This window comes from Pseudenhygromyxa sp. WMMC2535 (genome assembly GCF_011083025.2).
On record NZ_JABJWV010000001.1, the window covers coordinates 503,209 to 528,668 of the forward strand.

Genomic DNA, 25,460 nt, shown 5'->3' on the forward strand with positions numbered 1-25,460 from the left:
CGGGTTAATGGATGACCTGGCCGTCGCGCACCTCGGCGACCCCTTCGGCGACGATCATCTCGCCCGGCTCGAGGCCGCGGGCGATGCCCACGCGCTCGCCCTCGAGCTCGGGACCGAGCACGACCAGGCGCTCTTCGACGACGCCCTCGACCGCGACGAACACCCGCGGGCTGGTCCCGCGCTCGACGACCGCCGTGCGCGGCACGGCCGCGAGCTCGCGGCTGCCGGTGATCACCTTGGCGCGCACGAACATCCCGGCGATCAGCTCGGGGTTAGGGGGCAGCTCGACCTCGACCACCCGGGTGCGCGAGCTCGGGTCGAGGTCCGGGGCCACGCGCGTGACCTCGGCGACGAGCGCGAGCTCGGGCAGCGCCACGGGGCTGACCTCGACCTTGGTGCCGAGCGCGACGTGGACCGACGCGGCCTCGCTGAGCTCGAGCTCGGCGCGCAGCGGGCCATCCTCGACGAGGGTCACGATCGGCGTGCCGAGGTTGGCCCACTCGCCGATCGACACGGCGCGCTCGCCCACGGTGCCGGCGAAGGGCGCCCGGATCAGCCCGTCGGTCACGGACTTCGCGGCAGCCCGCGCGCGCTCCTTGGCCGCGCGCACGTTCTCTTCTGCCTGGCGACAGTTGGCCGTCTCGCGCTCGACGTCCGCGCTCGACACGGCCCCGCGCTCCGCGAGCTTCTCCGTGCGCGCGCAGGTCTTGTCGGCGAGCTCGCGCGCGGCCTCGAGGCCCGCGAGGTTGGCCTTGGCCTCGCGCGCCGAGATCTTGGCGTCGCGGACATCGAGGCGAACCAGCGGATCGTCGGCCTCGACGTGGTCGCCGCGCTCGACGAGCACCTCGATGACCTTGCCGGGCACGTTGGGCACGACCTCGGAGCGGTCATGGGCGACCAGCGAACCCGTGGTGACGATCCAGGTTGGGACCTCGACCTTCGCCGCGGTCTGGACCGCCGACTCGGGCACCGTGGGGGGCGCCTCGCGGCTCGCCTCGGGCTCGGGCTCGGGCTCGGGGGAGGCCTTCCCGCTCGTGCACGAAGTGGCGAGCGCCAGCAGCACCGCCAGACAAGGAACAAGACTGCGCAATGATGAGAGACCAGGCATGGCTCGGGCGCAGCGGGGCTGAGCAAGACACATGCCAGCACCCCGACGCGCGCCTGCCCGTGCTCTACAGCCACGGCAGCCACCGTCAGGGCCGCGCATTCATGCTCCTGTCGGGCAGCCATACAACCAGCTGTCGGCTGACTATACAGTTGCACGCGGTGCGCGAGCCCAATTCCGAGTCGAAACCCGGACCCGACCCCGAAAATGGTCGAGCCCCCGAGGGTTCCGCGCCTGGCACGCAGTTCGCAACGGTCCGCGCTCGCATGAGCCGGGAGCTGCTGCACAGGCCGGACCCCGAGCAAGTCCGGCGCTACATCGTCATCGGGCTCGTGTTCGGCTCACTCGAGCTGCTGCTGATGTGGGCCGGCGGCGTCGAGCTCCCGCGCCTGCTCGCGCTCGCCTTCATGATCGCCATGCCGATCGTCTTTGGCCTGGCCAGGCGCGCCCGCCCCCCGAGCGAGCGCGACTATGTCCGCGGCCGGCTGATCTTCCTGATCAACACCGGCGCGCGCCTGGCCCTCACCGGCGGCCTGCACAGCCCGCTGCTCCCGGTGCTCGGCGCGAGCATCGTCCAGCCGATCCTCACCTTCGGCCCCGGGCGGTCCGGGGTCCGCTACGGGATCTGGACGCTGCTCATGGTGATCATCGTCGGCCTGCTCCCGGCCGAGATCACCGGCCCGACCATCGAGGGCTGGCCCTACGCCGCGCTGCTCGTGCTCTCGCTGGTCGTGGCGCTGTTCATCGTCGGCGAGCTGATCCGCATCAACACAAACATCCAGGACCAGGCGACCGAGGCGATCATCGCGCTCTATGACGAGCGCGTGGCCGAGGCCGAGGCCCACGGCCGCCGCCTCCAGTCCGTCGGCGGCAAGGTCGCCCACGAGCTCAAGAACCCGCTCGCGGCGATCAAGAGCCTGATCCAGCTGATGGCCCGCGGCGCCAACGATCCCCGCACCCAGCAGCGCTTCGACGTCGTCGAGGGCGAGATCGGGCGAATGGAGGTCATCTTGCGCGAGTACCTCTCGTTCTCGCGTCCGCTCGAGGACCTCGAGCCCGTGACCTTCGATCTCGCGGAGCTCGCCCGGCGAGTCAGCCTGGTGATCTCCGGCCGGGCCGAGCACGCCGGGGTCCAGCTGATCACCGAGCTCCAGGCCGCTCCGATCGTCGGGGACCCGCAGCGCCTCCAGGAGGCGCTGCTCAACTTGCTGGCCAACGCCGTCGAGGCCACGCCGCCCGGCGGCTCGATCCGCGTCATGGCCCGGCCGCAGCCAGAGGGCGGCGGGCTGCTCGAGATCACCGACAGCGGCCGCGGGCTCTCGCCCGAGCAGCTCGAGCGCCTCGGGACGTCCTTTTTCACCACCCGCCCCGACGGCAACGGCCTCGGCGTGGTCTTGGTGCTCGGCGTCGTCGCCCAGCACGGCGGCCAGGTCCACTTTGCCAGCGAGCTCGGCCGCGGGACTCGGGTCAGCGTGCGCCTGCCCGAGCGCCCTGCCCCGCTGGCGAGCTCGCCGACCCTGCTCCGCTCGAGCTCGCTGCGACAGCCGCCCCCAGCTCGACCAGATCAGCCAGATCAGCCAGATCAGGAGAAGCACAGCGCATGAGCGAGCCCGCCACCTTGTTGGTCGTCGACGACGAGCCGGGCGTGCGCTTCGCCCTCTCGGAGCTCTTTGGCGAGCGCGGCCACCGGGTGATCGCCGTCGCCTCCGCCGACGAGGCCCTCGCCCAGCTCGACGAGGCCGACGCGATCCTCAGCGACCTCAACATGCCCGGCAAGGACGGGCTCGCGCTGCTCGTCGAGGTCGTCGAGCACGACCCCTCGCTGCCCGTGGTCTTGCTGACCGCCCACGGCTCCGAGCGCGTCGCCGTCCAGGCGCTCAAGGCCGGGGCCTACGACTACCTCGCCAAGCCCTTCGACATCGACGAGCTGACCGTGACGATCGAGCGCGCGCTCGAGACCCGGCGGCTGCGCGTGGCCAGCCGGCGCAGCGCGGTCGAGCGGCTGATCGGCCGCCCGGTGATCGCCGAGAGCCCGGCCATGCGTCGCCTGCTCGGCGCGGTCGAGCGCGTCGCGACCCGCGACGTGACCGTGCTCGTGCGCGGCGAGACCGGCACTGGCAAGGAGCTGATCGGCCAGCTCGTCCACGCCTACTCGCCCCGCGCCAAGGCCCCGCTGGTCCGCTTCAACTGCGCCGCGATCCCGGCCGAGCTCGCCGAGTCGGAGCTCTTTGGCCACGGCAAGGGCGCGTTCACGGGGGCGACCGCGGCCAAGGAGGGCTTCTTTGGCCAGGCCCAGGGCGGCACCTTGGTCCTCGACGAGATCGGAGAGATGCCCATGGGCATCCAGGCGACCTTGCTGCGCGCGCTCCAAGACGGCGAGATCCAGCCCGTCGGCCGCGAGCTCCAGCGCGTCGACGTCCGCGTCGTCGCGACGACAAACGCCGACCTCGCCGCGAGCGTCCGCGCCGGGCAGTTCCGCGAGGATCTCTTCTATCGCCTCGCCGTGGTCGAGCTCGTCATCCCCCCGCTGCGCGAGCGCCGAGAAGACATCCCCGCCCTCGCCAGCGAGTTCGCCCGGCGCTACGGCGAGAAGTTCGGCCTCGGCCCCCTCGCCCTCGACCCCGAGCTCGTCGACGCCCTGGCCGGCGAGGACTGGCCGGGCAACGTCCGCCAGCTCGAGAACACCATCGCCCGCCTGGCCGCGCTCGCGGCCACCGGCCCGCTGACCCTCGTCGACTACCGCGAGCACATCGGCGGCGCGGCCCGCCCGGCCAACGCCGCCGGCAGCGAGCACGCGGGGGACACCAGCGCCTACGAGGGCCTGAGTTTGCGCGAGCAGGTCGAGGCCTTCGAGCGCGGCGTGATCGCCCGCGCGCTCGTCGAGCAAGGCGGCAATCAATCGGCGACGGCCCGGGCCCTGGGGGTCAGCCGGGCGTCGCTGATCGACAAGCTCAAGAAGTACGGCCTGCTCGGGGCAGGCCGCTAGATCATGCTCTCGACGCAGCGGAAGGCCGCGGCCTTGCCCCACGCGCGGACGTTGACGAACACCGACTGCAGCTGGCCCTCGCGGTCCACGAAGTAGGTGTCCGGTAGCTTCTCGCTGCCGAAGGCCTCGTGGGCCGCGGCGCCCTTGGCCCACAGCACCCGGACCTTGGTGTCGGACAGGCCCATGCGCTCGAGGTAGGGCCCGATCTCGGCCTTGTCCTGGTCGACCCCGACCGCGACGATGACGACGTCGTCGCGGTCCGCGAGGCGCTCGGCCAGCTGATCGAGGTCCGGCCACTCGCGGGTGCAGGGCTCGCACCACGTCGCCCAGAAGTTCACGATCAAGAACTTGCCGCCGAAGTCCGCGAGGCTCACGGGGTTGCCCTCGAGGTCCTCGAGGTCGAGGGTCGGGGCCGCGCCCTCGCGGGGCTCCGGGTTGAGCGGGCGGCAGGCGGCGCCGAGCTGGGCCTCGGCCGCGGGGCCCAGGGCCTGGGCGAAGCCGAACACCAGCAGCCCGCCCACGGCGACGAAGAAGAGCATGGCCAGGGCGGTGAGGGCGTCGAAGCCCCGGCGCTCGGGCTTGGGCTTGGCGCCGAGCGTGGGCGCGGGGATGGCCGCTCGAGCCGCCGCCAGGGCCTCCTCGGCGACAGCGGCTCGCTCGACCGCCGCCCCACCAGGCTCGCGCTCTTCCCCACCCCGAGGCTGCTCTCCGCTCGCGGTCTTCTCCCCGAGCTCGGCGCCTTCGCCAGGCTCGGTCACCGGCTGATCCGCGGACGCGGCCGGCTCGGTGCCCGCGAGCACATCGCCCAAGTAGCCGAGCTCGCCGGAGACCTCGTCGTCGATCGTCGCGCGAATATCACCGTCGCTGGAGGTCTCGCCTCCGGCCGCCTCTTCGCCGGTCTCCCGGCGCGACTCGTCCACGTCGGCGCTCACCCTCACTCCTTCACGGACGACTTGCCGTCCGCGATGACCTTGGCGTAGACGCCGCTCGCCGGCGTACCACCCTCGAGCAGGGTCTTGGCCTCGACGAGGCGCTCTTGGAAGATCTGCTCGAACACGCTGAAGTCCTGGGCCCCCGAGAGGTAGCGCCCGTTGATGAAGAAGGCCGGCGTGCCGCTGATCCCAAAGCGCTGGGCGACGGTGACGTCGGCGGCCACGGCGTCCTCGATGGCCTGGCTCTGGTAGTCGGCCTCGAACTTGGCGACGTCGAGGCCGAGCTCCTCGGCGAGGGTCTTGAACTCGTCGAGGGTCTTGGACTGGCGCAGGAAGAGCAGGTCGTGCATCTCCCAGAACTTGCCCTGCTCGGCGGCGGCGAGGGCCGCCTTGGAGGCGTCGCGGGCCTGGGGGTGCATGGCCAGCGGGCGCTGGCGATAGACCAGGCGGACCTGGTCCGGGTAGGTCTCGAGCAGCTGATCCACGGCGGTCTTGACCCGCGCGCAGTAAGGGCAGTGGTAGTCGGCGAACTCGACGACGGTCACCAGGGCGTCGTCGGGGCCGGTGCTCGGGGCCCCCTCGACCGGCACGGCATAGACCGCGCTGTCGTCGGGCTCCCCGGGTCGACGCTCGCGCTTGGTCCGACCGGTGGCCGGCGCGCCGACCTGACGGTCGAGGGCGTCCTGCATCAAGAAGTCGTAGAGCTCACCGCGCTCGAGGTCCTGGTCGTCGGCGACGTCCTTGGCGTACTCGAGCTCGGCCTCGATGATCTGCTTCCAGCCGACCTCGTCGCGCTTGCCGCGGTACATGTGGCCGTTGACCACGAACGCGGGGGTCCCGGTCACGCCGACCTTGGAGCCCGAGAGCGTGTCCTGATCGACGGCCTGCTTGGCCGCCGCCGACTCCATGTCCTCACCGAATTTGGAGGCGTCGAGGCCGAGCTCCTTGATCCAGTCGGGGACCTTGTCGATGGCCGACTTGGCCGCGAACAGGCGGTCGTGGAAGACCCAAAACTGGTCTTGCTGGTGGGCGGCCCAGGCGGTGTAGGCCGCCGGCGCGGCCCGCTTGTGGCCGGGCAGCGGGTAGTGCTTGAAGATCAGGCGCACGTCGCCCTCGTAGCCACTCATGGCGCTCTCGAGCGGCTCGGCCGAGTCGGCGCAGTAGGGGCACTGAAAGTCGGCGAACTCGATGATCGTGACGAGCGCGTCGTCGGGGCCGCGCTGGGGCTCGTCCCCACGCAGGGCCACGCGGTAGCGCTGGTCGTCCTCGAGCTGGGGCTTGTCCCCGAACTTCACCCGCACCCACTGGCCGACGTAGTAGCCCGCGACCAGCGTGGCGAAGAAGCCGAGCACGAACACCAGGTTGCCGAGCAGCTTGTTGCCCTTGCTCTTGTCCTCGCCCTTGGCCTTGGCCTTGGCCTTGGCTTTGCTCCCGCCAGCGGGCGGCTCACCGCCGCCAGCGCCCGCGGCGACCGCCGCCGACGCCTCGGCGACCGCTTTGGCGTCGTCGGCTGGCGCCTGCTTGGCCTTCTCGGCCTCGAGGCTGGCGAGGCGCTCGATGGTCCGCGACTCCTCGAGGGTCTCGTCGTCGCTGGGCTTGCTCTCGTCGTCTACTTTGGACATCAAGGACTCCGGCTAGGTGGAGAGTAGTCGGGGGTCGACCCCGGCCTGAGCGCGCGAGCGTGAGCTGACGCGCTCAGGCCGGAGGCGGCCCGAAACCGAGGAACAACGCTGCTCCTTGGCTTCGGGCGCCACCGTCAGCGAGGCTCAGCCCTTCTCGCTGGGCTTGACCTTGGCGGGGGCGGGCTTGGCCGGAGCCCCCGCGGGCTTGGCCGGGGCGGCGCCGCCGGCCTTCTTGGCCTCGAAACCACCCGCGAGCTCCTCGTCGAGGATCTGCTTGGTCATCTCGAAGGGCACCGCGCCGCGCATCGAGCGGCCGTTGATGAAGAAGTTCGGGGTGCCGGAGACACCGTGCTTGGCGCACACGGCCTTGTCGTCCTTGATCACCTGGGCGACCTCCTCGGAGTTCCAGTCGGCGATGAACTTGTCAGCGTCGATGCCGAGCTGGCTGGCCATGTCACGGTAGTCCTGCTCGGTCCGCTTGGAGCGGTCGGCGAAGAGCAGGTCGTGCATCTCGAAGAACTTGCCCTGCTTGCCAGCCGCGATCGCGGCGCGGTGCGCCGACTCGGCGTTCTTGTGCATGGGCAGCGGGAAGTTCAGGAAGTAGAAGGCGACCTTGTCCTTGTACTCGGGGGCCTTGAAGATCTGCTCGACGAGGTCCGCACCGCGCGAGCAGTAGGGGCAGTCGAAGTCCGAGCACTCGACGATGGTCAGCTTGGGGTCCTTCAGGTTGCCCTTGCCGGGGACGTTGGCGAGGTCGAACTCGCGGCGCACGTGGTCCGCGAGCGGGGGCGCCTTCACCTCGGTCTCCCAGCCCTTCATCATCTCCTCGTAGAGGTCCTCGGCCTTGACGCCCTTCTCGGCCATGAAGGTCTTGGCCTTGGCCATCTCCTGGTCGATCACGGCCTTGAAGGCCTCGTAGGGCTGCGCGCCCGAGAGCGGGCGGCCGTTGACGAAGAAGGCCGGGGTGCCGCCAGCGCCGAACTGCTGGGCGACCTTTTGGTCCTCGGCGATCATCTTGGCGAGCTCGGGGTCCTTCATGTCGGCCTCGAACTTGGCGGTGTCCAGACCGAGCTGCGTGGCGAGCTCGGTGAACACGCCCTCCTTGCCGAGCGCGCCGCGCTCGGCGGCCTTCGCGAAGAGCGCGTCGTGCATCTCCCAGAACTTGCCCTGCTTGTGCGCCGCGAGGGCGGCGAGCGCCGCCGGGGTGGCGTTCTTGTGCATGGGCAGCGGCTGCTGGCGGAAGACCACGCGCACGTCGTCGCCGTACTCCTCCTCGATCTGCGTGAGGGTCGGCAGGACCTTGCGGCAGAAGGGGCACTCGAAGTCCGAGTACTCGACGATGGTCACGAGCGCGGTCTCGGGGCCCTTGGCCGGGCGGTCGTCGACGGGCACGGCGTAGCTGCTGGCCGGGTCGGGCTTGCCGGGACGCTGGGTGTTCTTCGACTTGGGACGCTGCGGGGCCGCGCGCTCGGCCTTGGCCGCGTGCATGATCCGCGCGTAGACCTCTTCGCGCTTGCTGCCGGCGGCGACCAGCGACTCGGCGAACTTCTTCTCCTCTTCGACGATCTTCTTGAGGTCGTCAGCGCTCTTGGCACCGCGGTGCGCCACGCCGTTGACGAAGAAGCTGGGCGTCGAGCTGACGCCGAACTTCTTGCCGTGCTCGGTGTCGGCCGAGACCTTGTCACCGAAGATGTGGTGCTCGAGGTCCGCGCGGAACTTCTGGATGTCGGGCACGCCGACCTGCTCGGCGTACTTGATCAGGTCGTCGGTCGAGAGCTGGCGGGCGTTCTTGAACACCAAGTCGTGGAGCGCCCAGCCCTTGTCCTTGTCCTGGGCGTAGGCGGCGAGCACGGCCTCGGAGGCCGGGCGGGCGTCCTTGTGCATCGGCAGCGGGAAGTGCTTGAAGACGACGCGGACGTCGTCGGGGTACTCCTCGGCGACCGTCTTGAGGGTGTCGGTCAGGCGCGAGCAGTAGGGGCACTGGAAGTCCGAGTACTCGACGATGGTGACCAGCGCGCCCTTCGGGGCGCCCTTCCACATGTCGCTCTCGTTGTAGGTGATCTGGTAGCGCTCACCAGTGACCTTGTCGTCGAGCGAGCCGTCGACCTGGTCCATGGTCACGAAGGAGCCGCTGCCGGAAGCCGCGGTCGCGGCCTCGCCCTCGCCCGACTTGTTGGGCGGGGCCACGCAGCCGGTGGAGGAAGACGCGCCAAGGCCAATCAGCAGGCCGGCGGAGATGAGGGTGCGAAGTGCAAAACGCTTCATGATTGATTCCTTGTCCTGTGGCGCGCGCTCGAATGGTGCTGGCACGCGCGAATTCTCTATTCGGGTGCTTGGGATGAATTCTCTGGGTTCGAGTCCGCGGCCTGGGCGGCCCCGGAGGTGTCGAGTTGGGCGTTGGGGAACTGCTCGGGCTCGAGGGCCCCGCGCATCAGCGCCTCTCGCAGATCCGCGCGCGCAGTGCCCTGCTCCGCGAGCTTCTCTGCGCTGGCGAGCTCCTCGTCGATCATGTCGGTGAAGGTCCCGAGGCTGCGCGCCCCGTCGACGTAGCGACCGTTGACGAAGAAGCCAGGCGTCCCCTGGACCCCGAGGCGACGCGCCAAGAGCACGTCACGCATCAGCTGCTCGCCGATCTCGCGGGTCTGGAAGTCACGCTCGAAGCGATCGGCGTCGATGCCGATCTGCTTGGCCACGGCGACGAAGGTCGTCAGCCCCAGGCCCTGATCCGCGCCGCGATGCCACAGCGCGTCCGAGAACTCCGCGGCCTTGCCCTGCGCCCCCGCGGTGATCACCGCCCGCGCGGCCGCGGGGGCCGAGGGGTGGATCTCGAGGGGCAGGTGACGAAGCTCGATGCGCAGGTCCTCGGGGTAGCGCTCGAGCAGGGCCGGGATCACCTCCTGCTGCGCTTTTTGGCAGTAGGGGCACTGGTAGTCGATGAACTCGACCATCACCACGGGGGCGTCTTCGGGCCCGAAGCCCGGCGCGCCAGTGGGGATCGCGTAGCGCTGATCGTAGGCGGGGCTGGCCAGCTGAGCCGGCTTGGCCGACTTCGCCTGCGCCTCGCGCTGAGCGCGGAGGCGCTTGGCCTCGTCGCTGTCCTCGTCCACGCTCCCGCGCTTGGCGGTGCGCATGAACTCGTCGTAGACCCCCTCGCGCCGGATGCCCTCTTGCATCATCTGCTTGGCGGTGGCGATCTCGCGGTCGATCAACGCGTGCCAGCCAGCCTCGTCCTTGAAGCCGAGCACGTACAGACCGTTGACGAAGGCGACGGGCAGGGCGCTGACGCCCAGCTCCATCGACGCGCGACGGTCGCGGATCCGCCGGCCAGCGAAGCGGCCGGTGTCGAGGTCGTCCATGAACTGCGCGAGGTCGAGGCCGATGGCCTCGGCGTGCTTGCGCAGGACCGGACGCGAGAAGTCGTCGGGGTGCTCGAAGAGCCGCCAGTGCATGTCCCAGAACTTGCCCTGAGCGCCAGCCGCGAACGCGGCCTCGCTGGCGCGCTCACCGTGGGCGAAGCCCGGGACCGTGCCGGCGCGGAACACCACGCGAAGATCCTCGCCGTAGTCCTCGACGAGGTGCTTCATCACCTGCCAGCTGCGCCCACAGGGCGGGCAGGCGTAGTCGCTCCAGATCACGATGGTGACCAGAGCCTTGTCCCCGCCGAGGGCGTACTCGTCCTCGAGCAGGTCGACGCGGAGGCGACGCAGGTCGATGTCGACGGCGGCTTGGGCCTTGTCCGGCTTGGCGGGGCAACCCGTGGCCGCGAGGCCCAAGGTCAGCACCGTGGCGAGCTGGAGTCCACGGCCGAGCAACCACTTCGAGCGGGCGCCGAGGCGACCGGCTTCAATTTCAATGTTTTCGTTCATCGCGCACCATCGCTTCCTGGGATCGGGGCCAGACTCGACCCCCTCGCCGAGCCGGATGAGGCCGCGATCCAATCGCAGCTCATCCCCTCGCCCGTCCACGCTGGCGACCCCGGAGCTTTGAAACTCCGGTATGCGCGCGCTGGCGGGCGGTCAGCGAGCCAGGAGCTTTGGCGGCGGCTCCGGCGGAGCGCGATCCAGGTCGGCCGGCAGGCGCTCGTCACCAGGGATGGCGAGGCGGCGCTGGCCTGCGTCGTCGAGGGCCGCCAGCGCGAGCTGATGCGCGCCAGCAGACGAGGACGAGGCGATCTTCACGTTGGGGGGCGGCGGCGCGCCCGGGAGCAGCTTGCCGCAGTCGCGGCCCTGGGCCTGGCAGCGCTCGCGCTCCCACAGATCCACGAACAGGTCGCTGCACTGATCCCGAGAGGTGCGCAGGCCGGCCTGACGCAGCAGGGTGACCAGCGCGGGCTCGTCGAAGGTCAGCGACCACTCGGAGCCGCAGTCGACCAGCTCTTGCTCCTCGCCGATCTCGCCGCAGGAGCCGTCGTCACCGTAGCTGTGGGTGACGGGGGCCGGCGCGAGCGACTCGCGCGTCTGCGCGCGGGCGCGGCCTGGACCCACGAGCGCCACGAACACCGCCAGCAGCCCGATGAGCTGAAGGGTCCTCGTGAGGAGGGCTCCGCGCGCGCGGAGCCGTCGTGGCGAGCAGGTGCCCACTGGGTGAGGAGGCTATCCGCGCTCGCGCTGGTGCGCAAGCGGGCCGAGATGCCAACTGCTGGGGCGTCTCGAGCCACCCAGGCGCAGCTTCCGCCCAATTGTGCGGGCCAGTTGTGCCGACCAACTCCCCGATCGGGTTGGTTTGTGCAGACCCGAGTCGAACTCGCCGCGCCGGGGGATCTCGACGGGAATTCGAAAAGCAAAGAGCCCGGCCTTGTAGGGCCGGGCTCTTTGCTTTGAGCGGGAAACGAGACTCGAACTCGCGACTTCAACCTTGGCAAGGTTGCGCTCTACCAACTGAGCTATTCCCGCGTCGGGGGGCGAACTCTACAGCAGCGCGATAGCGAGTCAAGACTATTTTTTTCGATTCGATACGAAAACTAGAAAGAGTTCTCACGCGTGTTCTCCGGTCGTCTCGGGGGTCCACGGACGCGCAATCTGCCTGCATGAACACCCATGAGCGCTGCATGCAAGCTCACTACCTTCTGCATCCCCCAGGTCTTGCGGCACCACTTTCTTCCGGCATAAGTCCGGACTCGACGTGACGCAGACACGATTCACCTTGGCCATCGTCGGCGCCAGCGGCTACGCGGGGCAGGTTCTTCATGCGCTGTGCATGCAGCATCCTTGCATCACACCACGTGTCGCCCCCGTGCGCTCGGCGGACGATCTCGACGCGAAGAGCGAGGCCGAGCTCGCCGAGGCGGACGTCGTGGCCCTCGCGCTGCCTCGGGAGCCCGCGCAGCAGTGGACCGCGGCCCTCGAGCGCGTCGGCACCGCGAAGATCCTCGATCTCTCCGACGCCCGCCGCCGCGATCCCTCGGCGCACTACGGCCTGCCCGAGCTCACTGGTGCCCCGGCCCCCGAGCGCCGCCTGGTCGCCAACCCGGGCTGCTACCCCACGGCCACCCTGCTCGCCCTGCGCCCGCTGCTCGAGGCCGGGCTGATCACCGCCGAGTCCATCGCCGTGCTCGGGACCAGCGGCGCGTCCGGTGCGGGCAAGGGGCTGGCCGAGCGCCTGCACTTTTGCAACCTCGCCGGCAACAGCTTCCCCTACAAGGTTGGCGAGCACCGCCACGTGCCGGAGATCGAGCACCACCTCGGCGCGCCGATCAGCTTCGTCACCCAGCTGCTCCCGGTCGTCCGCGGCATGCTCGTGACCTGCTTCGTGCGCCCCACCGGCGCGGCCGAGGACGCGCCCGCGCGCCTGCTCGCGGCCCTGCGCGAGCGCTACGCAGCTCACCCCTACGTCAGCGTGCTCGCGGCCCCGGACGAAGGTCTGGGCCTCGGCCACGTCGTCGGCAGCCACCAGGCCGTGCTCGCCGTGGGCCCCGTGGCCCGCAGCGGCCTCGTCCCCGTGTTCGCCAGCATCGACAACCTCATGCGCGGCGCGGCCAGCCAGGCCGTGCACAACCTCAACCTCTGGCTCGGCCTCGACCCCTTCATGGGGCTGCCGCCGCCTCTCGCCGACGAGCCCGCCGGCGTCCCCCCAGCCTTCGCTTCACAGCTGTCCATCGCCACGCCATGACCACCCCGAGCTTCGACGTCTCCACCCGCCTCGAGGGCGAGCTCCCGATCCCCCTCGGCTTTCGCTTCGCGGGCGTCCACGCCGGCATCAAGCGCTCGCGCAAGGACCTCGGCCTGATCCACTGCTACGCGCCCCAGGGGGCCGCGGCCGCCGGCGTCTACACCCGCAACCTGGTCCGCGCCCCCTGCGTGGAGCGCAACGCCGCGCTGCTCCCCGCCGCGGGCGTGCGCGCCGTGCTGGTCAACAGCGGCAACGCCAACGCGATGACCGGCGAGGCCGGCGTGGCGACCAACGACGCCCTCGCTGCGGCCACGGCCCAGGCGCTCGAGTGCGCCCCCGCGGCCGTGATGACCGCCTCCACCGGAGTGATCGGCGTGCCCCTCGACGCCGGGCGGATCACCGACGCGCTGCCCGAGCTGCGCGGCGAGCTCGGCGAGGACCCGCGGGGCTTCGCCGCCGCGATCTTGACCACCGACACCATCTCCAAGGTCGCCCACGGCGAGCTCGCCCTCCCCGGCGGGACCGTGCGCCTGTTCGGCGTCGCCAAGGGCTCGGGGATGATCCACCCCAACATGGCCACGACCTTGGGCTTCGTGTGCACCGACGCCGCGATCGAGCCGGCGCTGCTCCAGGCCGCCCTCGCCGAGACCATCGAGACCACCTTCAACGCGATCACCGTCGACGGCGACACCTCGACCAACGACACGGTCCTCGTGCTCGCCAGCGGCGAGTCCAAGGTCCGCGTCAGCGCCGACGACGAGCAGGCCCTGCGCCCGCTGACCGAGGCCCTGCGCGCGATCCTCTTGTCCCTCGCCGAGCAGGTCGCCCGCGACGGTGAGGGCGCCACGCGGCTGCTCGAGGTCAGCGTCGAGGGGGCCCCGTCCGCGGACATCGCCCGCTCGGTCGCCCGCGGCTGCTGCCGCAGCAGCCTGTTCAAGTGCAGCGTGTTCGCGGGCGAGCGCGCCGGCTGGGGTCGCCTGGCCGCCGCCGCCGGCCAGGCCGCGCTCGAGGCCGGGGTCGGCGAGCTCGACCTCGAGACCATCGAGATCGACGCCATGGGCCTGCCCCTGGTCCGCGGCGGCGTGCTCGTCCAGGACGCGGACCCCGGCGTCGCCGGCGAGCTGACCCGGCGCCTGCGCGAGCCCACGGTCCGCTGGCGCGTCAGCCTCGGCCAGGGCCCCGGCAGCTTCACCGCCCTGGGCTGCGACTTCTCCTACGACTACGTGCGCATCAACTCCGACGAGGCCCTCCAGCTCGCGGTCAACGAGAAGGGCCAGGTCGGCCGCCAGGTCAGCCTCTCCTCCTATACGCCGATCCTCAAGCACCGCCTGCTCGTCGACGGCCTGTCCTACCTGCGCCGCTTCACCGGGCTGCGGATCATCGTCCAGCTCAGCGGCTCGGCCGCGCGCCGGCCCAACCTGCTCGCCGCCGTGGCCCGCGACGTCGAGCTGATCCTCGACGCCGAGCTGCGCGTGCTGGTCATCGTCCCCGACGCCGAGGCCCTCGCGGCCCTGCGCGAGAACATGGCCGAGGGCGCCTACCGCCTGGCCGAGGCCACCCGCGACGCCCACGCCATCGCCCGCCGCCTCGATCGCGGCCAGGCCTGCGCGCTGGTCCAGGCCACCCCCGACCCCGGCGAGCTCGTCGCCCTGTGCCTGCGCCTGGGCGTGGGCAAGCTGCTGTGCCTGGCCGACGACCAGGGCCTGCACGACGCCGGCGGGCTGGTCCGCGAGCTGACCCCCGAGCAGGCCCTGACCGGCCTCGACCGCGGGCGCTTTCACACCGACGCCGACGAGAACCTGGCCATCGCCCGCCACGCCGCCCGCCAGGGCCTCCCGGCTCTCCACCTGATCGACGGCCGCCTGCCCCACGCGCTGGTCGCCGAGCTGTTCACCGACCAGGGCGTGGGCACCCTGATCACCCGCCAGCTGCGATGAGCTCGACCAAGGAAAGGCGCAACATCCTCCGCCAGCTGCTGCTCTCCGGCGTCGCCGGGAGCACCCAGGATCAGCTGGTCGAGGCCCTCTCCGCGCGCGGGATCCAGACTACCCAAAGTACGGTATCGCGCGACCTCAAGCGCCTCGGTGCCCAGCGCCAAGCTCGCGAGAACGGGACCACCGTCTACCGCCTCGAGCCGACCACGCGCAGCGACTTCCCGGCCGAGATGGTCCTCAGCGTCGAGCACAACGAGACCATGATCGTGATCCGCACCCACGTCGGCCGGGCCCCGGCCGTGGGCGCGGAGCTCGACGACATGGGCCACCCCGACGTGCTCGGGACGATCGCGGGGGACGACGCGGTGCTCGTGATCCCGCGCTCGACGAGCCGCGTCGGGGCGCTGGCGAGCGAGCTGCTCGAGCTCTCCAAGCTGAGCTGAGCCCCTGCGCGATCCCTTCCTCGCCCGCTCGGCCGCGCTTCGGCGTCACCCAGACAGCCCGAAAGCTCGCGCACGAAAAATTACGCTCGACACGAGCCCCTCGGCCTCCGGCTGCTAGCCTCTCGCCCGTGAAAGACACGATGCGGAGGGGCACCGTCGCGCTGGCGACGGTCTGGGCGCTGGCCTGTACGGACGACACCACCGGAGCCGACGAGATCGGGGACACCGACTCGTCATCCGAGGACAGCTCGGACACCGACTCCTCTTCGGAAGACGCTTCGGACACCGACTCCTCTTCGGAGGAATCTTCAGACGACGAATCGTCATCGGAAGACTCTTCCGAGTCCGAGTCCGAGTCCGAAGAATCCTCGGACGACGAGTCCGAGTCCGAAGAATCCTCGGACGACGAGTCCGAGTCCGAGTCCGAGTCCGAAGAATCCTCGGACGACGACTCCGAGTCCGAAGAGAGCTCGGACTGCCCGCCCGGGACCCTCGACTGCCCCTGCGACGAGGGCAGCTGCGAGAGCCCCCTGCTGTGCGCCGATGACATCTGTATCCCAGACGGCGCGCTTTGTGGTGACGGCAACCTCGACCTCGGCGAAGACTGCGACGACGGCAACCTCGTCGATGGCGACGGCTGCGAGAGCAACTGCGTCGAGTCCCCCGAGGCCCTGTCCGTCACGGCCGGCACCTATCACAGCTGCGCCCTCAGCCTCGATGCGTCGGTGTATTGCTGGGGCCGTTTCAACGAAGGACGCCTCGGTCTCCCCGCCCTCGAGCAGGACGTCGGCGACGACGAAGAGCCCAGCACCCTGCTGCAACCCCTGAACCTCGGCGCGCCAGCCCTCGCCGTGGCCGCGGGCGGCGCCCACACCTGCGCGGTGCTCGAGGGTGGAAACCTGGTCTGCTGGGGCTGGGCCTTCAGCGGCGTCCTCGGCTACGGCAACACCGAGGTCATCGGTGACGACGAAGACCCCGTCGACGCCGGCCTCGTCGACGTCGGCGGCGCGGTCGAGTCGCTCGCGGCCAGCCACACCACCACCTGCGTGATCCTCGAGGGCGGCGCCCTACGCTGCTGGGGGATCGGCACCTCCGGCAAGCTCGGCCTCGGCAACGAAGACAAGATCGGCGACGACGAGACCCCGAGCAGCGTCGACCCCGTCGACCTCCCCGAGCCCGTCAGCTTCGTCAGCCCTGGCCAAGAGCACACTTGCGCGGTGACCGAGAGCGGCCAGCTCTACTGCTGGGGCGCGAACACCTCCGGCCAGCTCGGCCTCGGCCACACACAGAACATCGGCGACGACGAGTCACCGAGCGAAGGCCTCGTCGAGCTCGGCGAGCTCGTCAGCCAAGTGGCCGCGGGCGGCTCCCACACCTGCGCGCTCACCCAGTCCGGCGGCGTGCGCTGCTGGGGCCTGGGCAGCGACGGCCAGCTCGGCTACGGCAACACCCAGACCATCGGTGACGAAGGCGACCTCTCGCTCCTCGCTGACGTCGAGCTCGGCGGCGTCGCGGCCACAGGGGTCGTCGCCGGCCAGCTCCACACTTGTGCGCTGCTCGAAGACGGCGACGTGCGCTGCTGGGGCAGCAGCGACAGCGGAACACTCGGCCTCCAGGACTATCAGACCGTGGGTGACGACGAGACCCCGGCCGCCTTCGATCCCGTCGAAGTCGATCCGATCGATATGATCGCATCGACACGAAACCATGTTTGTACGGTCACCCAGGGAGGCATGGTCGTTTGCTGGGGGCTCAACAACTATGGGCGTATTGGATACCCCATTTGGTCCGTCGGCCTCGACCAAGCCCCGGCTGATGTGGGGGCTGTGTCCTTCATTCCCTGAGCTCGAGCGAGCGTCTCGCCCGGTATTTTCGCGCGGCATTGCTGTCGAAGGAGGTCACACTTCGACAGCAGTGGCCGCGCGAAGGCGATCAGCATGCAGCGGGCCCCCCTGCACGCAGCGGGCCAGCCCTGAAGAGCGAGCACGTGGGCAAATCGCTCCCCCCCGACACCGCCTAAAATGTTGCAGTTTGGAAACGTCACACAGACCAGTCACACAGAGTCAACACGCTCAGGCCTTTAGCTCGAGTTTAAAAAACAAAGTTCAACATAGATTCAGGCATCACAGTTTCCACAACACAGTCATCACCAACACGAAGTCCAAAACCCATCATTTTCCCTCTTCCACTCCTCCAAACGTTAATGGTACCGTCACCGCCCACGAGCCCCTCGAATCGCACCATTCCTCCGGGAACACCAGTTTGGATATGGAATCATGACAAAAGACGACGATTTCGACAACAACAAAAGCGCGAATAACATCTCATGCTGGGACTGCGAAAAGCATGCGACGCAAAATACCGAAGAAATGTTCGTGGACACCATTCAGCGCAGGCGGATCGTGACACTCACTGGGTGGCCAACGGACCGACATCCGCCAGTGAAGCCCCCACGTGGTGCCAGCATGATTTCCCGGCGAAAAGCACTGGTCACCAGTTGCATGCTTGCGATGGCGGGCTCGTTGCCTATTGTCAATGTCGCCCACGGCGAGAGTATGTGCAAGACGTCCGGCACGCTGAGCCATCGAACGGATCGGGGCACGAAGTTTCGATTTCAGGGCGAACTTCCAGACTTTGTTCAGTCAATCAAGACCATCATCCGTGACAAGCTATCGGACGGACGCAATATCGACGCAACGATCGACCCGAATTTTTCACAAGTCATTGTCCTGCGCTTCAGCAGCAAAGAGTCTCACCATGAGTGGGGAGCGATATCGCGCGAGGTATTAACCCAAATCACGCTGATGGCGCTCAACCCCGACTCGGACGAAGGCGTACCGACCATTATCTCGACATCCTGGATTCGCAAAGATGGGCAGGTCTATCCGGCGTGTGCAGACGAAGTCTATCACCTCAAGACCTTCCACAAAGAGGTCACGCTCCTGCTGCATTCACTATTCTCTTCCAGTGCACCCGCGAAGCCGAAACCACCGCCGGAACCGTTGCCTGCCGACGGCAGGCGAGAACCCGCGTCGACATCCCACGGAATCGTGCTTCCGGAGTTTGGCGAGCAACTGACGTCGCGTTTGGTGGTTGCTGATGACGCAGTGACCTACGAGACCTCCGTCGAAGCCCTGTTCATGGTGGCCGACCGCAAACTATACGACGACAAGGCCAAAGTTCAGAAAATTGTCGATACGACAATGCTTGAGCTCAAGGATTTCACCGTCAAGACGCCGATTAGTCAGGTCAAGCTCAAGCCGATCAACTGCATGCTCAACGATCACGTTCTCACCATCGACCTGGCAGCGTCCGAAAAAGATGGCGCTGCTGCACAAGTGGTGATCGACACGCGAATTGAGTACTCCGAGGACCCGTTGATCAAGGCGCACATGCGTATTCTGGCTACCCCAGCGACACGGGTCAAAACTCTCAACTACATGACATCAGACGATGAGAAGAAGCGCATCGCGCTCGCAAGCATGACGAAAATCCTGGATGAGTTGGGAAATCGACTCACTGCAAAACTTGAAAGGATCTCCGATAGTGAATAAGATGCTGATAACTAGCGCGTGTGCGGCACTTGTGCTTTGCAGTTGCAAGCCAAAAAGCCCAAACCCGTTCGACAAATACATTTTACAAAATTTCCCCCGCTACGACATCGTCGTACCTGCAACCTCGGAGTCACAGTTGGGCCGACGTTTTGTCGGTGCCGACCTCGGTTCGAATAGGTGCTTCGTTGGTGTCGAATCGCCGACGAGCAACAGCTGGAACAAACAGTGGCTCGACTACGTCGGCAAGGGCGGTGTCCGTTTCGGCCTTGCACTCGACAAGGTGTTGATTGGGCTTGATTCGCAGACTGTGCGCAAGCTGAAGGTAGCACTCGGTGATGTCAAGGTAACTGAACTCCAGCGTCTTTCTTTCTCTCCTCGCTCTGGGTGCGCACACGACGAGGTCTGGATACCACGAAAAGCCACCAAGTACTACAATGTCATCACAGCTGCGGCCGTCGCGGGAAACCTTGAGATTGGATCTTCTGTGGACAGTGTTTCGGCGATTGGCATTCAGTTGCCCGAGGCGAGCGAAGTTCCGGTGAAACTCGACGTGAACGCAGACATCAAGTACGCCAAGGGTTGGTCTGGCGTCAATCTCTACTTCGCTAGGAAGGTCCAGTGCTATCAGGTGCGAAAGTTTTCCTATGAAAAGGAGTCTCTGCCAGTTAATGACAAGTTAGATGTGGGCGCGGACTGTAAGTTTCTAGTAACCGAAGTCGCGGGTGACGGCAAGACTTGGATCGGTCAATTGAGCTGCTCGGGAAACGATGGAGGAGACGCCGCCACAAGCCCTGACGCGAACTATCCAATGGATGGTTCATTTGCGGACACAAAGACCGTGATCACCGAAGAAGGGATCTCCTACAGCTTCGCTCTGCGGCTCCGAACGGACCAGGCGAACATGGTCGAGGTGGACGTAAAACAGTGGATTGTCAACCTTGCCGAAGACACGAGTAAGTGTCCCGGCTACGGCGGAACAAGCACGATCACCGAGTAGCTGGCATTGCGGATTTTCTTTCCGAGGCTGATGAAGATCTCGGCAGGCCGATAAAGACTGCTAGCCTCTCACCGGTGAACAATCTCATTCGGGCAAGCGCCGTCCTGCTCTCGACGGTCTGGGTGTTTTCTTGCACAGACGACTCGACTGAGGACGACGAGATCGGCGATACGGGCGCTGACTCCTCGGACGAGTCCACCGGAGAGGAGTCGTCTTCCGAAGAGTCGGAGTCGTCCTCCGAAGAGTCGGAGTCGTCCTCTGGAGAGACCTCCCCCTGCCCCCCCGGCACCCTCGACTGCCCCTGCGACGAGGGCAGCTGCGAGGCGGAGCTCGTGTGCGCCGACGAGCTGTGCGTGCCCGCCCCGGTCTGCGGCGACGGCAGCCTCGACGCCAACGAGGAATGCGACGACGGTAACCTCGTCGACAACGACGGCTGCCAGGCCGACTGCACGCTGACACCCTCGCTGGTCCAGGTCGCGACCGGGGCCTCGCACACCTGCGCGCTCACCTCCGACGGCGCGGTGTACTGCTGGGGGCTGGTCAGCGACGGGCGCCTCGGCCTGCCCGGCCTCGACCAGAACATCGGCGACGACGAGCTGCCCAGCGAGGCGCTCCAGCCCCTGAACCTCGGCGGCCCGGCCATCGCCATCGCGGCCGGCAGCGCCCACAGCTGCGCGCTGCTCGAGGGCGGCGACCTGGTCTGCTGGGGCTGGGCCTTCAGCGGGGCCCTGGGCTACGGCACGCTCGGCGACGTCGGCGACAACGAAGACCCCGCCGACGCCGGCTTCGTCGATGTCGGCGGCGCGGTCGAGACCCTGATCGCCAGCCACAACACGACCTGCGTGATCCTCGAGGGCGGGGCGCTGCGCTGCTGGGGGAGCGGGGTCTCGGGCAAGCTCGGCCTCGGCAACGAGGACAAGATCGGCGACGACGAGACCCCCGCGAGCGTGGCCCCCGTGGACCTCCCCGCGCCGGTGGGCTTCGTCGCCGCCGGCGACGAGCACACCTGTGCGATCACGGCGGACGGCCAGCTCTACTGCTGGGGCTTCAACCTCAGCGGCCAGCTGGGCCTGGGCCACACCGACGACATCGGCGACGACGAGCCCCCGACCGAGGGCCTGGTCGCGCTCGACGACTCGGTCGCCCAGGTCGCCGTCGGCAACCATCACACCTGCGTGCTCACTTCGCTCGGCAATGTGCGCTGCTGGGGCCAGAGCAACAACGGCCAGCTCGGCTACGGCAACACCGACAAGATCGGCGACGACGAGCTGCCCACGAGCGTCGGCGAGGTCGAGCTGGGCGGGCTCGCGGCGACGCAGCTGGTCACCGGCGAGCGCCACAACTGCGCCCTCCTCGAGGACGGCCAGCTGCGCTGCTGGGGCCGCGGCTCCAACGGCACGCTCGGGTCTGGCAGCACCAACTCGATCGGCGACGACGAGCTGCCCACCGCCATCGACCCCGTCGACGTCGGCCAGTCGGTCGAGCGCGTGGCGACGACCGCGAGCCACACCTGCGTGATCACGACCCTCGGCGGGCTGCGCTGCTGGGGCCCCAACAACAACGGGCGCCTCGGCTACGGCAACACCGAGATCATCGGCGACGACGAGGCCCCGAGCGCGGCGGGGGACGTATCCTTCCTGCCCCTGCCCTGAGCGGGCGCAGGTCCGCGGGCGAGCCCAAGGCCTCACCAGGGCCTGGGCTCGGCGCCGCCATTCAGGCACCTCCCATTCAGGCGCCCCAGACTCCCGAGAGCCCTCGTCAAGATTCGGGGCGCGCGTCGGGGTGCTCGTTGAACCACACCTCGACGGTCTCCTGGGTCAGCTCGACCACGAGGTCCTCCTCGCCAACCTTCACCTGACAGCCGAGGCGCGAGTTGGGCCGCACGTCGAAGCCCATGTCGAGGCGGTCCTCCTCGGCGTCGCTGGCCTCCTCGAGCGAGTCCTCGCCCTCGACGAGGTAGCAGTGGCAAGACGAGCAGCCGCACACGCCTCCGCAGGCCGAGCCCATCTTGACGTCGTTGTCCTCGGCGAGGTCCAGCAGGGTCTGGCCGACGCGGGCCTCGACTGTCCGCTCGCCGTCGGGGCCGCCACGAAAGATCACTTTGGGCATGGTCTGCTAGCTATCCTCGTCGATGATTTCGGCCGAGTGTGCGCCGCGGCGCGCCGCGAGCTGCTCTTCCTCGGCGAGGCTGGCCTCGATCTCGGCGAGGCTCTTGCCGGACATGCCGGAGCGAAGCGCCCGCTCCATGCGGCGGCGGGCGAAGGGCTCGGACACGGCCTCGAGCTGCTCGCGGGCAGCGTTGACGGCGTCGGCGACCTGCTCGCCGTCTGCCATGGTCGACTCGGCCGCCGCGAGGGCGGCCTCGATGGCCGCGCGCTCGTCGTCGGCGAGCATCCCGGCGATGTCTCCGACCTCGTCCACGGCCGCGCGCACGGCCAGGATCACCCGCCCGAGCTCGACCCGGGCCTCGGCGAGGTTGCGGGCCGCGAAGTCTTCGCGGGCGTGGTCGAGGCTGTCCATGACCAGGTTGTCGACCTCCTCGGCGCCCAGGCCATAGGTCGGCTTGACCTCGATGGACTGCTTGACCCCGGTCATCAGCTCGCGGGCGGTGACCGTGAGCAGGGCGTCGGCGTCGAGCTCGAAGCTGACCTCGACCCGGGCCATGGAGGGCGGCAGGCGGGGGATCCCGCGCAGCTCGAAGCGCGCCAGGCTGCGGCAGTCCTCGGCCAGCTCGCGCTCGCCCTGGACCACGTGCATGGTCATGCCGGTCTGCTTCTCCGAGTAGTTTGTGAACACCTGGCGCGCGGAGATCGGGATAGTGGCGTTGCGCGGGATGATCTTCTCGACGATCCCGCCCATGGTCTCGAGGCCGAGGCTCAGGGGCACGACGTCGAGCAAGGTCACGCCCTCGCGCTCGCTGCCCGAGAGGATGTCGGCCTGGATCGCCGCACCGTAGGCCACGACCTTGTCCGGGTCGATGTCGGCGAGGGGCTCGCGACCGAAGGCCTTGGCGACCTGGGCGCGGACCAGGGGCACGCGCGTGGAGCCGCCGACGAGCACGACGCCGTCGAGCTCGCTGGCCTCGAGGCCGGCGTCGCTCAGGGTCGCCCGGCAGGCGCGGATGGTTCGCCGGACCAGCGGCTTGATCAGCGCGTCGAGCTCGTCGCGGGTCAGCGTGGTCGGGCCGAGGCCGCAGCGCTCGAGGCTGAGGCTGGTCTCCTGGGCGTCGCTGAGCGCCTCCTTGGCCCGGCGCGCGGCGAGGTTGACCTCCTGGCGCTGGGCCGGGCTGGGCTCGCGGCCCTCGCCGAAGCCCGCGCGCTCGAGCAGCGCGTCCGCGAGCGCGCGATCGAAGTCGTCGCCGCCGAGGGCCGAGTCGCCGCCCGTGGCCAGGACCCGAAACACGCCGTCGCGCAGGCGCAGGATCGAGATGTCGAAGGTCCCGCCGCCGAGGTCGTAGACCGCGAACAGGCCCTCGCCGTGCTCGCCCTTGCCCTGGCGGTCGAGGCCGTAGGCCAGGGCCGCGGCCGTGGGCTCGGCGAGCAGGCGATAGACCTCGAGGCCCGCGATCCGCCCGGCGTCCTTGGTGGCCTGGCGCTGGGCGTCGTCGAAGTAGGCGGGCACGGTGATCACCGCGCCGGCGACCTCGCCGATCTCCTGGAAGGCGCGCTCCTCGAGGACCTCGAGGATCCGCGCCGAGACCTCGACGGGGCTGACCCAGCGCGGGCTCGCACCCGAACCCGAGCCAGAGCCAGAGCCAGACGGGTCCGAGACGTCGATGCGCACGACCTGCTCGTCCTCGCCGATGCGGTAGGGGTGGGCGAAGTCGATGTCCTTGGGCGCCCGGCCCATGAAGCGCTTGACGCTGGCCAGGACCTGCTCGGGATGCTCGACAGACTGGGCCCGCGCGGCGCGGCCGACCACGACCTCGCCGCTGGCCGACTCGCCGGCGTAGGAGACCACCGAGGGCAGCAGCGCGTGGCCGTCTTCGTCGGCCAGCACCCGCGGCGGCTCGCCCTTGGGGGCGATCGCCACCAGGGAGTGCGTGGTCCCGAGGTCGATGCCGATCGCCCGGCCGACGGCGCGCTTGCGCTTGCGGCCGGAGCCGCCCTCGGGCTCGGCGATCTGAAACAGGCCACCGCCGGAGATGTCGATGCTCTGGGCCATTGGTGTCAGTCGAGCTGCGCGTCGATCTCGGCGAGGAAGCGCCGCAGGTAGCGATGATGAACGAGGTGGGCCGCGGCGGCGCGGGTGTCCTGCTCGGCGAGCGCGGCCTCGGCCGCCGCCAGCACCCGCTTGCCCTCGTCCTCGACCTGCTCGCGCAGCTCGTCGAGGCCGTCCTCGTCCCCCGCGAGCTCGGCGAGCTGCTCGCGGCGCTCGATCATGTCGATCAGGAAGGCCTGGTCGGGGTGCGGCGCGCCGGTGTTCGGGTCGCTCGAGTCGAGGTCGACGCCGCCGAGCTTGACCAGGTACTCGGCCCTGGAGATCCGCTTGGAAAGCGCGGCATAAGCCGCGTTGAGGGCCGCGCTGTGCTCCATGGCCAGGCGCCGCGTGCCCGCGTCGGCGGCCGCGAAGCGGTCCGGGTGGACCTCCCGCGAGCGCTCGAGGTAGGCGCGCTCGAGCGCGTCACCGTCGAGGTCCATGGTCCGCGCCTGACCCAAGCGCGCGAAGTGATCGAGGCCGGGGTCGAAGGGCGGGAGCTCGCGCTCAGAAGCTGACCGATTCTCCGCAGCCACAATCGCTCTTGACGTTGGGGTTGTCGAAGTTGAAGCCGTGACCGCGGATGCCGGTCTCGAAGTCGATCCGCGTGCCCTCGAGGTAGACCATGCTCTTGGGGTCGACGTAGATCCGGACCCCGAGGTCGAACTCGAACACCTGGTCGTTCTTGCGCGGGGCCTTGTCCGAGAACTCGAACACGTAGCTGTAGCCCGTGCAGCCGCCACCGCGGATCCCGAAGCGGATCGCCGCCTCGGGGGTGCCGCGCTTGACCAGCTGCTCGTGCATGATCTTGGCCGCGCGCGCGCTCACGTCGAGCTTGGGGCGCTCGCTCGTGGTCGTCGGCTGGCTGTCTGAGCTGGTCATCTGCGCGTGCACGTCTGGCTCCTAGAGGTGCCCCAGGGCCCGCGGACACTAAGCCGGCGAGCTACGCTCGGCAAGTCGGCGGGCGGGGCGATGCTGGGCGGGCGGTACTGGGCGGGGTGCGCAGGCGCGCGGCTTACTCGCCGCCCTGCCCGCGCTTCTTTTGGTAGTCGGCGATCGCCGCCTTGATCGCGTCCTCGGCCAGGACCGAGCAGTGGATCTTCACGGGCGGCAAGGACAGCTCCTCGGCGATCTGGCTGTTCTTGATCTGCATGGCCTCGTCGACCTTCATGCCCTTGACCCACTCGGTGACCAGGCTGGAGCTCGCAATCGCGCTGCCGCAGCCGTAGGTCTTGAACTTGGCGTCGGTGATCACGTCGCCCTCGATCTTGATCTGCAGCTTCATCACGTCGCCGCAGGCCGGGGCGCCGACGATGCCGGTGCCGACGCCCTCGTCTCCTTTGTCGAGGGAGCCGACGTTGCGCGGGTTTTCGTAGTGGTCGATGACCTTGTCGCTGTACGCCATGATGCTTCTCTCTTTGGGGCTAGGAGCCCGTGGTGGAACCCAGCGCGGCCCCTGGCGCCGGGATTTTTGTCGAGGGTGCGGAGCCAAAACGCCGCTGTACCGGGCGTACTGCAAGTTTTGGCGACAAAGCCTTCGGCGAAAAGACCAAGCCAGGTGTCGTGTTGGGTTTCACCACGG

The 25,460-nt window shown here is 68.8% G+C and carries 20 protein-coding genes and 1 tRNA gene; 9 read left to right on the top strand and 12 right to left on the bottom strand.

Annotated elements, in window-relative coordinates:
* Window positions 1–4 precede the first annotated feature (4 nt).
* A complete protein-coding gene (locus G6O69_RS01870) occupies window positions 5–1,063 on the bottom strand; it encodes an efflux RND transporter periplasmic adaptor subunit (RefSeq protein ID WP_172301806.1) in 1,059 nt (352 codons plus the stop codon).
* Window positions 1,064–1,092: 29 nt separating this feature from the next.
* On the opposite strand from G6O69_RS01870, the gene G6O69_RS01875 reads away from it, so the two are divergent.
* Window positions 1,093–2,709, top strand: a complete 1,617-nt coding sequence (locus G6O69_RS01875) for a HAMP domain-containing sensor histidine kinase (RefSeq protein WP_176396574.1) — start codon at window positions 1,093–1,095, stop codon at window positions 2,707–2,709.
* Entirely contained in the window at window positions 2,706–4,091 is a 1,386-nt protein-coding gene (locus G6O69_RS01880) for a sigma-54 dependent transcriptional regulator (RefSeq protein ID WP_172301808.1), read from the top strand. Before G6O69_RS01875 ends, G6O69_RS01880 begins: the two co-directional genes overlap by 4 nt.
* Here G6O69_RS01880 and G6O69_RS41830 read toward each other — a convergent pair.
* The 6 genes from G6O69_RS41830 to G6O69_RS01910 all read right to left on the bottom strand — a co-directional run bounded on the left by G6O69_RS41830 (window position 4,088) and on the right by G6O69_RS01910 (window position 11,537).
* Window positions 4,088–5,023, bottom strand: coding sequence for a TlpA disulfide reductase family protein (locus tag G6O69_RS41830; RefSeq protein ID WP_172301809.1), 936 nt, complete (start codon window positions 5,021–5,023; stop codon window positions 4,088–4,090). The genes G6O69_RS01880 and G6O69_RS41830 overlap by 4 nt on opposite strands.
* Window positions 5,024–5,025: 2 nt before the next feature.
* Window positions 5,026–6,645 (bottom strand): thioredoxin domain-containing protein, encoded by a 1,620-nt coding sequence (locus G6O69_RS01890; protein WP_172301810.1) that lies wholly within the window; start codon window positions 6,643–6,645, stop codon window positions 5,026–5,028.
* Between the two features lie 144 nt (window positions 6,646–6,789).
* Complete coding sequence (locus G6O69_RS01895; RefSeq protein ID WP_172301811.1) at window positions 6,790–8,910, bottom strand: thioredoxin domain-containing protein; 2,121 nt, start codon at window positions 8,908–8,910, stop codon at window positions 6,790–6,792.
* Between the two features lie 56 nt (window positions 8,911–8,966).
* The gene (locus tag G6O69_RS01900) at window positions 8,967–10,511 is read right to left on the bottom strand and encodes a thioredoxin domain-containing protein (RefSeq protein WP_172301812.1); all 1,545 of its coding nucleotides are present in this window, start codon (window positions 10,509–10,511) and stop codon (window positions 8,967–8,969) included.
* A gap of 150 nt (window positions 10,512–10,661) precedes the next feature.
* Window positions 10,662–11,225, bottom strand: a complete 564-nt coding sequence (locus tag G6O69_RS01905; RefSeq protein ID WP_176396575.1) for a hypothetical protein — start codon at window positions 11,223–11,225, stop codon at window positions 10,662–10,664.
* A gap of 239 nt (window positions 11,226–11,464) precedes the next feature.
* Window positions 11,465–11,537 (bottom strand) — tRNA-Gly (locus tag G6O69_RS01910).
* 229 nt (window positions 11,538–11,766) lie between these two features.
* Between G6O69_RS01910 and G6O69_RS01915 the strand changes: the two genes are divergently transcribed.
* From G6O69_RS01915 to G6O69_RS01945, 7 genes are all read left to right on the top strand, one after another.
* A complete protein-coding gene (locus G6O69_RS01915; protein ID WP_172301814.1) occupies window positions 11,767–12,753 on the top strand; it encodes an Asd/ArgC dimerization domain-containing protein in 987 nt (328 codons plus the stop codon).
* The gene (argJ, locus tag G6O69_RS01920; RefSeq protein WP_172301815.1) at window positions 12,750–14,690 is read left to right on the top strand and encodes a bifunctional glutamate N-acetyltransferase/amino-acid acetyltransferase ArgJ; all 1,941 of its coding nucleotides are present in this window, start codon (window positions 12,750–12,752) and stop codon (window positions 14,688–14,690) included. Before G6O69_RS01915 ends, argJ begins: the two co-directional genes overlap by 4 nt.
* A complete protein-coding gene (locus G6O69_RS01925) occupies window positions 14,687–15,130 on the top strand; it encodes an arginine repressor (protein ID WP_172301816.1) in 444 nt (147 codons plus the stop codon). The genes argJ and G6O69_RS01925 overlap by 4 nt, the downstream gene beginning before the upstream one ends.
* Window positions 15,131–15,258: 128 nt before the next feature.
* The gene (locus G6O69_RS01930) at window positions 15,259–16,974 is read left to right on the top strand and encodes a hypothetical protein (RefSeq protein ID WP_172301817.1); all 1,716 of its coding nucleotides are present in this window, start codon (window positions 15,259–15,261) and stop codon (window positions 16,972–16,974) included.
* 432 nt (window positions 16,975–17,406) lie between these two features.
* A complete protein-coding gene (locus G6O69_RS01935) occupies window positions 17,407–18,684 on the top strand; it encodes a hypothetical protein (protein ID WP_172301818.1) in 1,278 nt (425 codons plus the stop codon).
* The gene (locus tag G6O69_RS01940) at window positions 18,677–19,681 is read left to right on the top strand and encodes a hypothetical protein (protein ID WP_176396576.1); all 1,005 of its coding nucleotides are present in this window, start codon (window positions 18,677–18,679) and stop codon (window positions 19,679–19,681) included. The genes G6O69_RS01935 and G6O69_RS01940 overlap by 8 nt, the downstream gene beginning before the upstream one ends.
* 74 nt (window positions 19,682–19,755) lie before the next feature.
* The gene (locus G6O69_RS01945; RefSeq protein WP_172301820.1) at window positions 19,756–21,333 is read left to right on the top strand and encodes a DUF4215 domain-containing protein; all 1,578 of its coding nucleotides are present in this window, start codon (window positions 19,756–19,758) and stop codon (window positions 21,331–21,333) included.
* Between the two features lie 106 nt (window positions 21,334–21,439).
* Here the strand turns inward: G6O69_RS01945 and G6O69_RS01950 are convergent, their stop codons facing one another.
* From G6O69_RS01950 to iscU, 5 genes are all read right to left on the bottom strand, one after another.
* Window positions 21,440–21,790, bottom strand: a complete 351-nt coding sequence (locus G6O69_RS01950) for a 2Fe-2S iron-sulfur cluster-binding protein (RefSeq protein ID WP_172301821.1) — start codon at window positions 21,788–21,790, stop codon at window positions 21,440–21,442.
* A gap of 6 nt (window positions 21,791–21,796) precedes the next feature.
* The gene (hscA, locus tag G6O69_RS01955) at window positions 21,797–23,845 is read right to left on the bottom strand and encodes a Fe-S protein assembly chaperone HscA (protein WP_172301822.1); all 2,049 of its coding nucleotides are present in this window, start codon (window positions 23,843–23,845) and stop codon (window positions 21,797–21,799) included.
* Window positions 23,846–23,850: 5 nt separating this feature from the next.
* Window positions 23,851–24,414 carry a Fe-S protein assembly co-chaperone HscB gene (hscB, locus tag G6O69_RS01960; protein ID WP_172301823.1) on the bottom strand — a complete coding sequence of 188 codons (564 nt, stop codon included), beginning with the start codon at window positions 24,412–24,414 and terminating at the stop codon, window positions 23,851–23,853.
* Window positions 24,386–24,772 (bottom strand): iron-sulfur cluster assembly accessory protein, encoded by a 387-nt coding sequence (locus G6O69_RS01965; RefSeq protein ID WP_346016994.1) that lies wholly within the window; start codon window positions 24,770–24,772, stop codon window positions 24,386–24,388. The genes hscB and G6O69_RS01965 overlap by 29 nt, the downstream gene beginning before the upstream one ends.
* A gap of 121 nt (window positions 24,773–24,893) precedes the next feature.
* The gene (iscU, locus tag G6O69_RS01970; RefSeq protein WP_172301824.1) at window positions 24,894–25,283 is read right to left on the bottom strand and encodes a Fe-S cluster assembly scaffold IscU; all 390 of its coding nucleotides are present in this window, start codon (window positions 25,281–25,283) and stop codon (window positions 24,894–24,896) included.
* Between the last annotated feature and the right edge of the window lie 177 nt (window positions 25,284–25,460).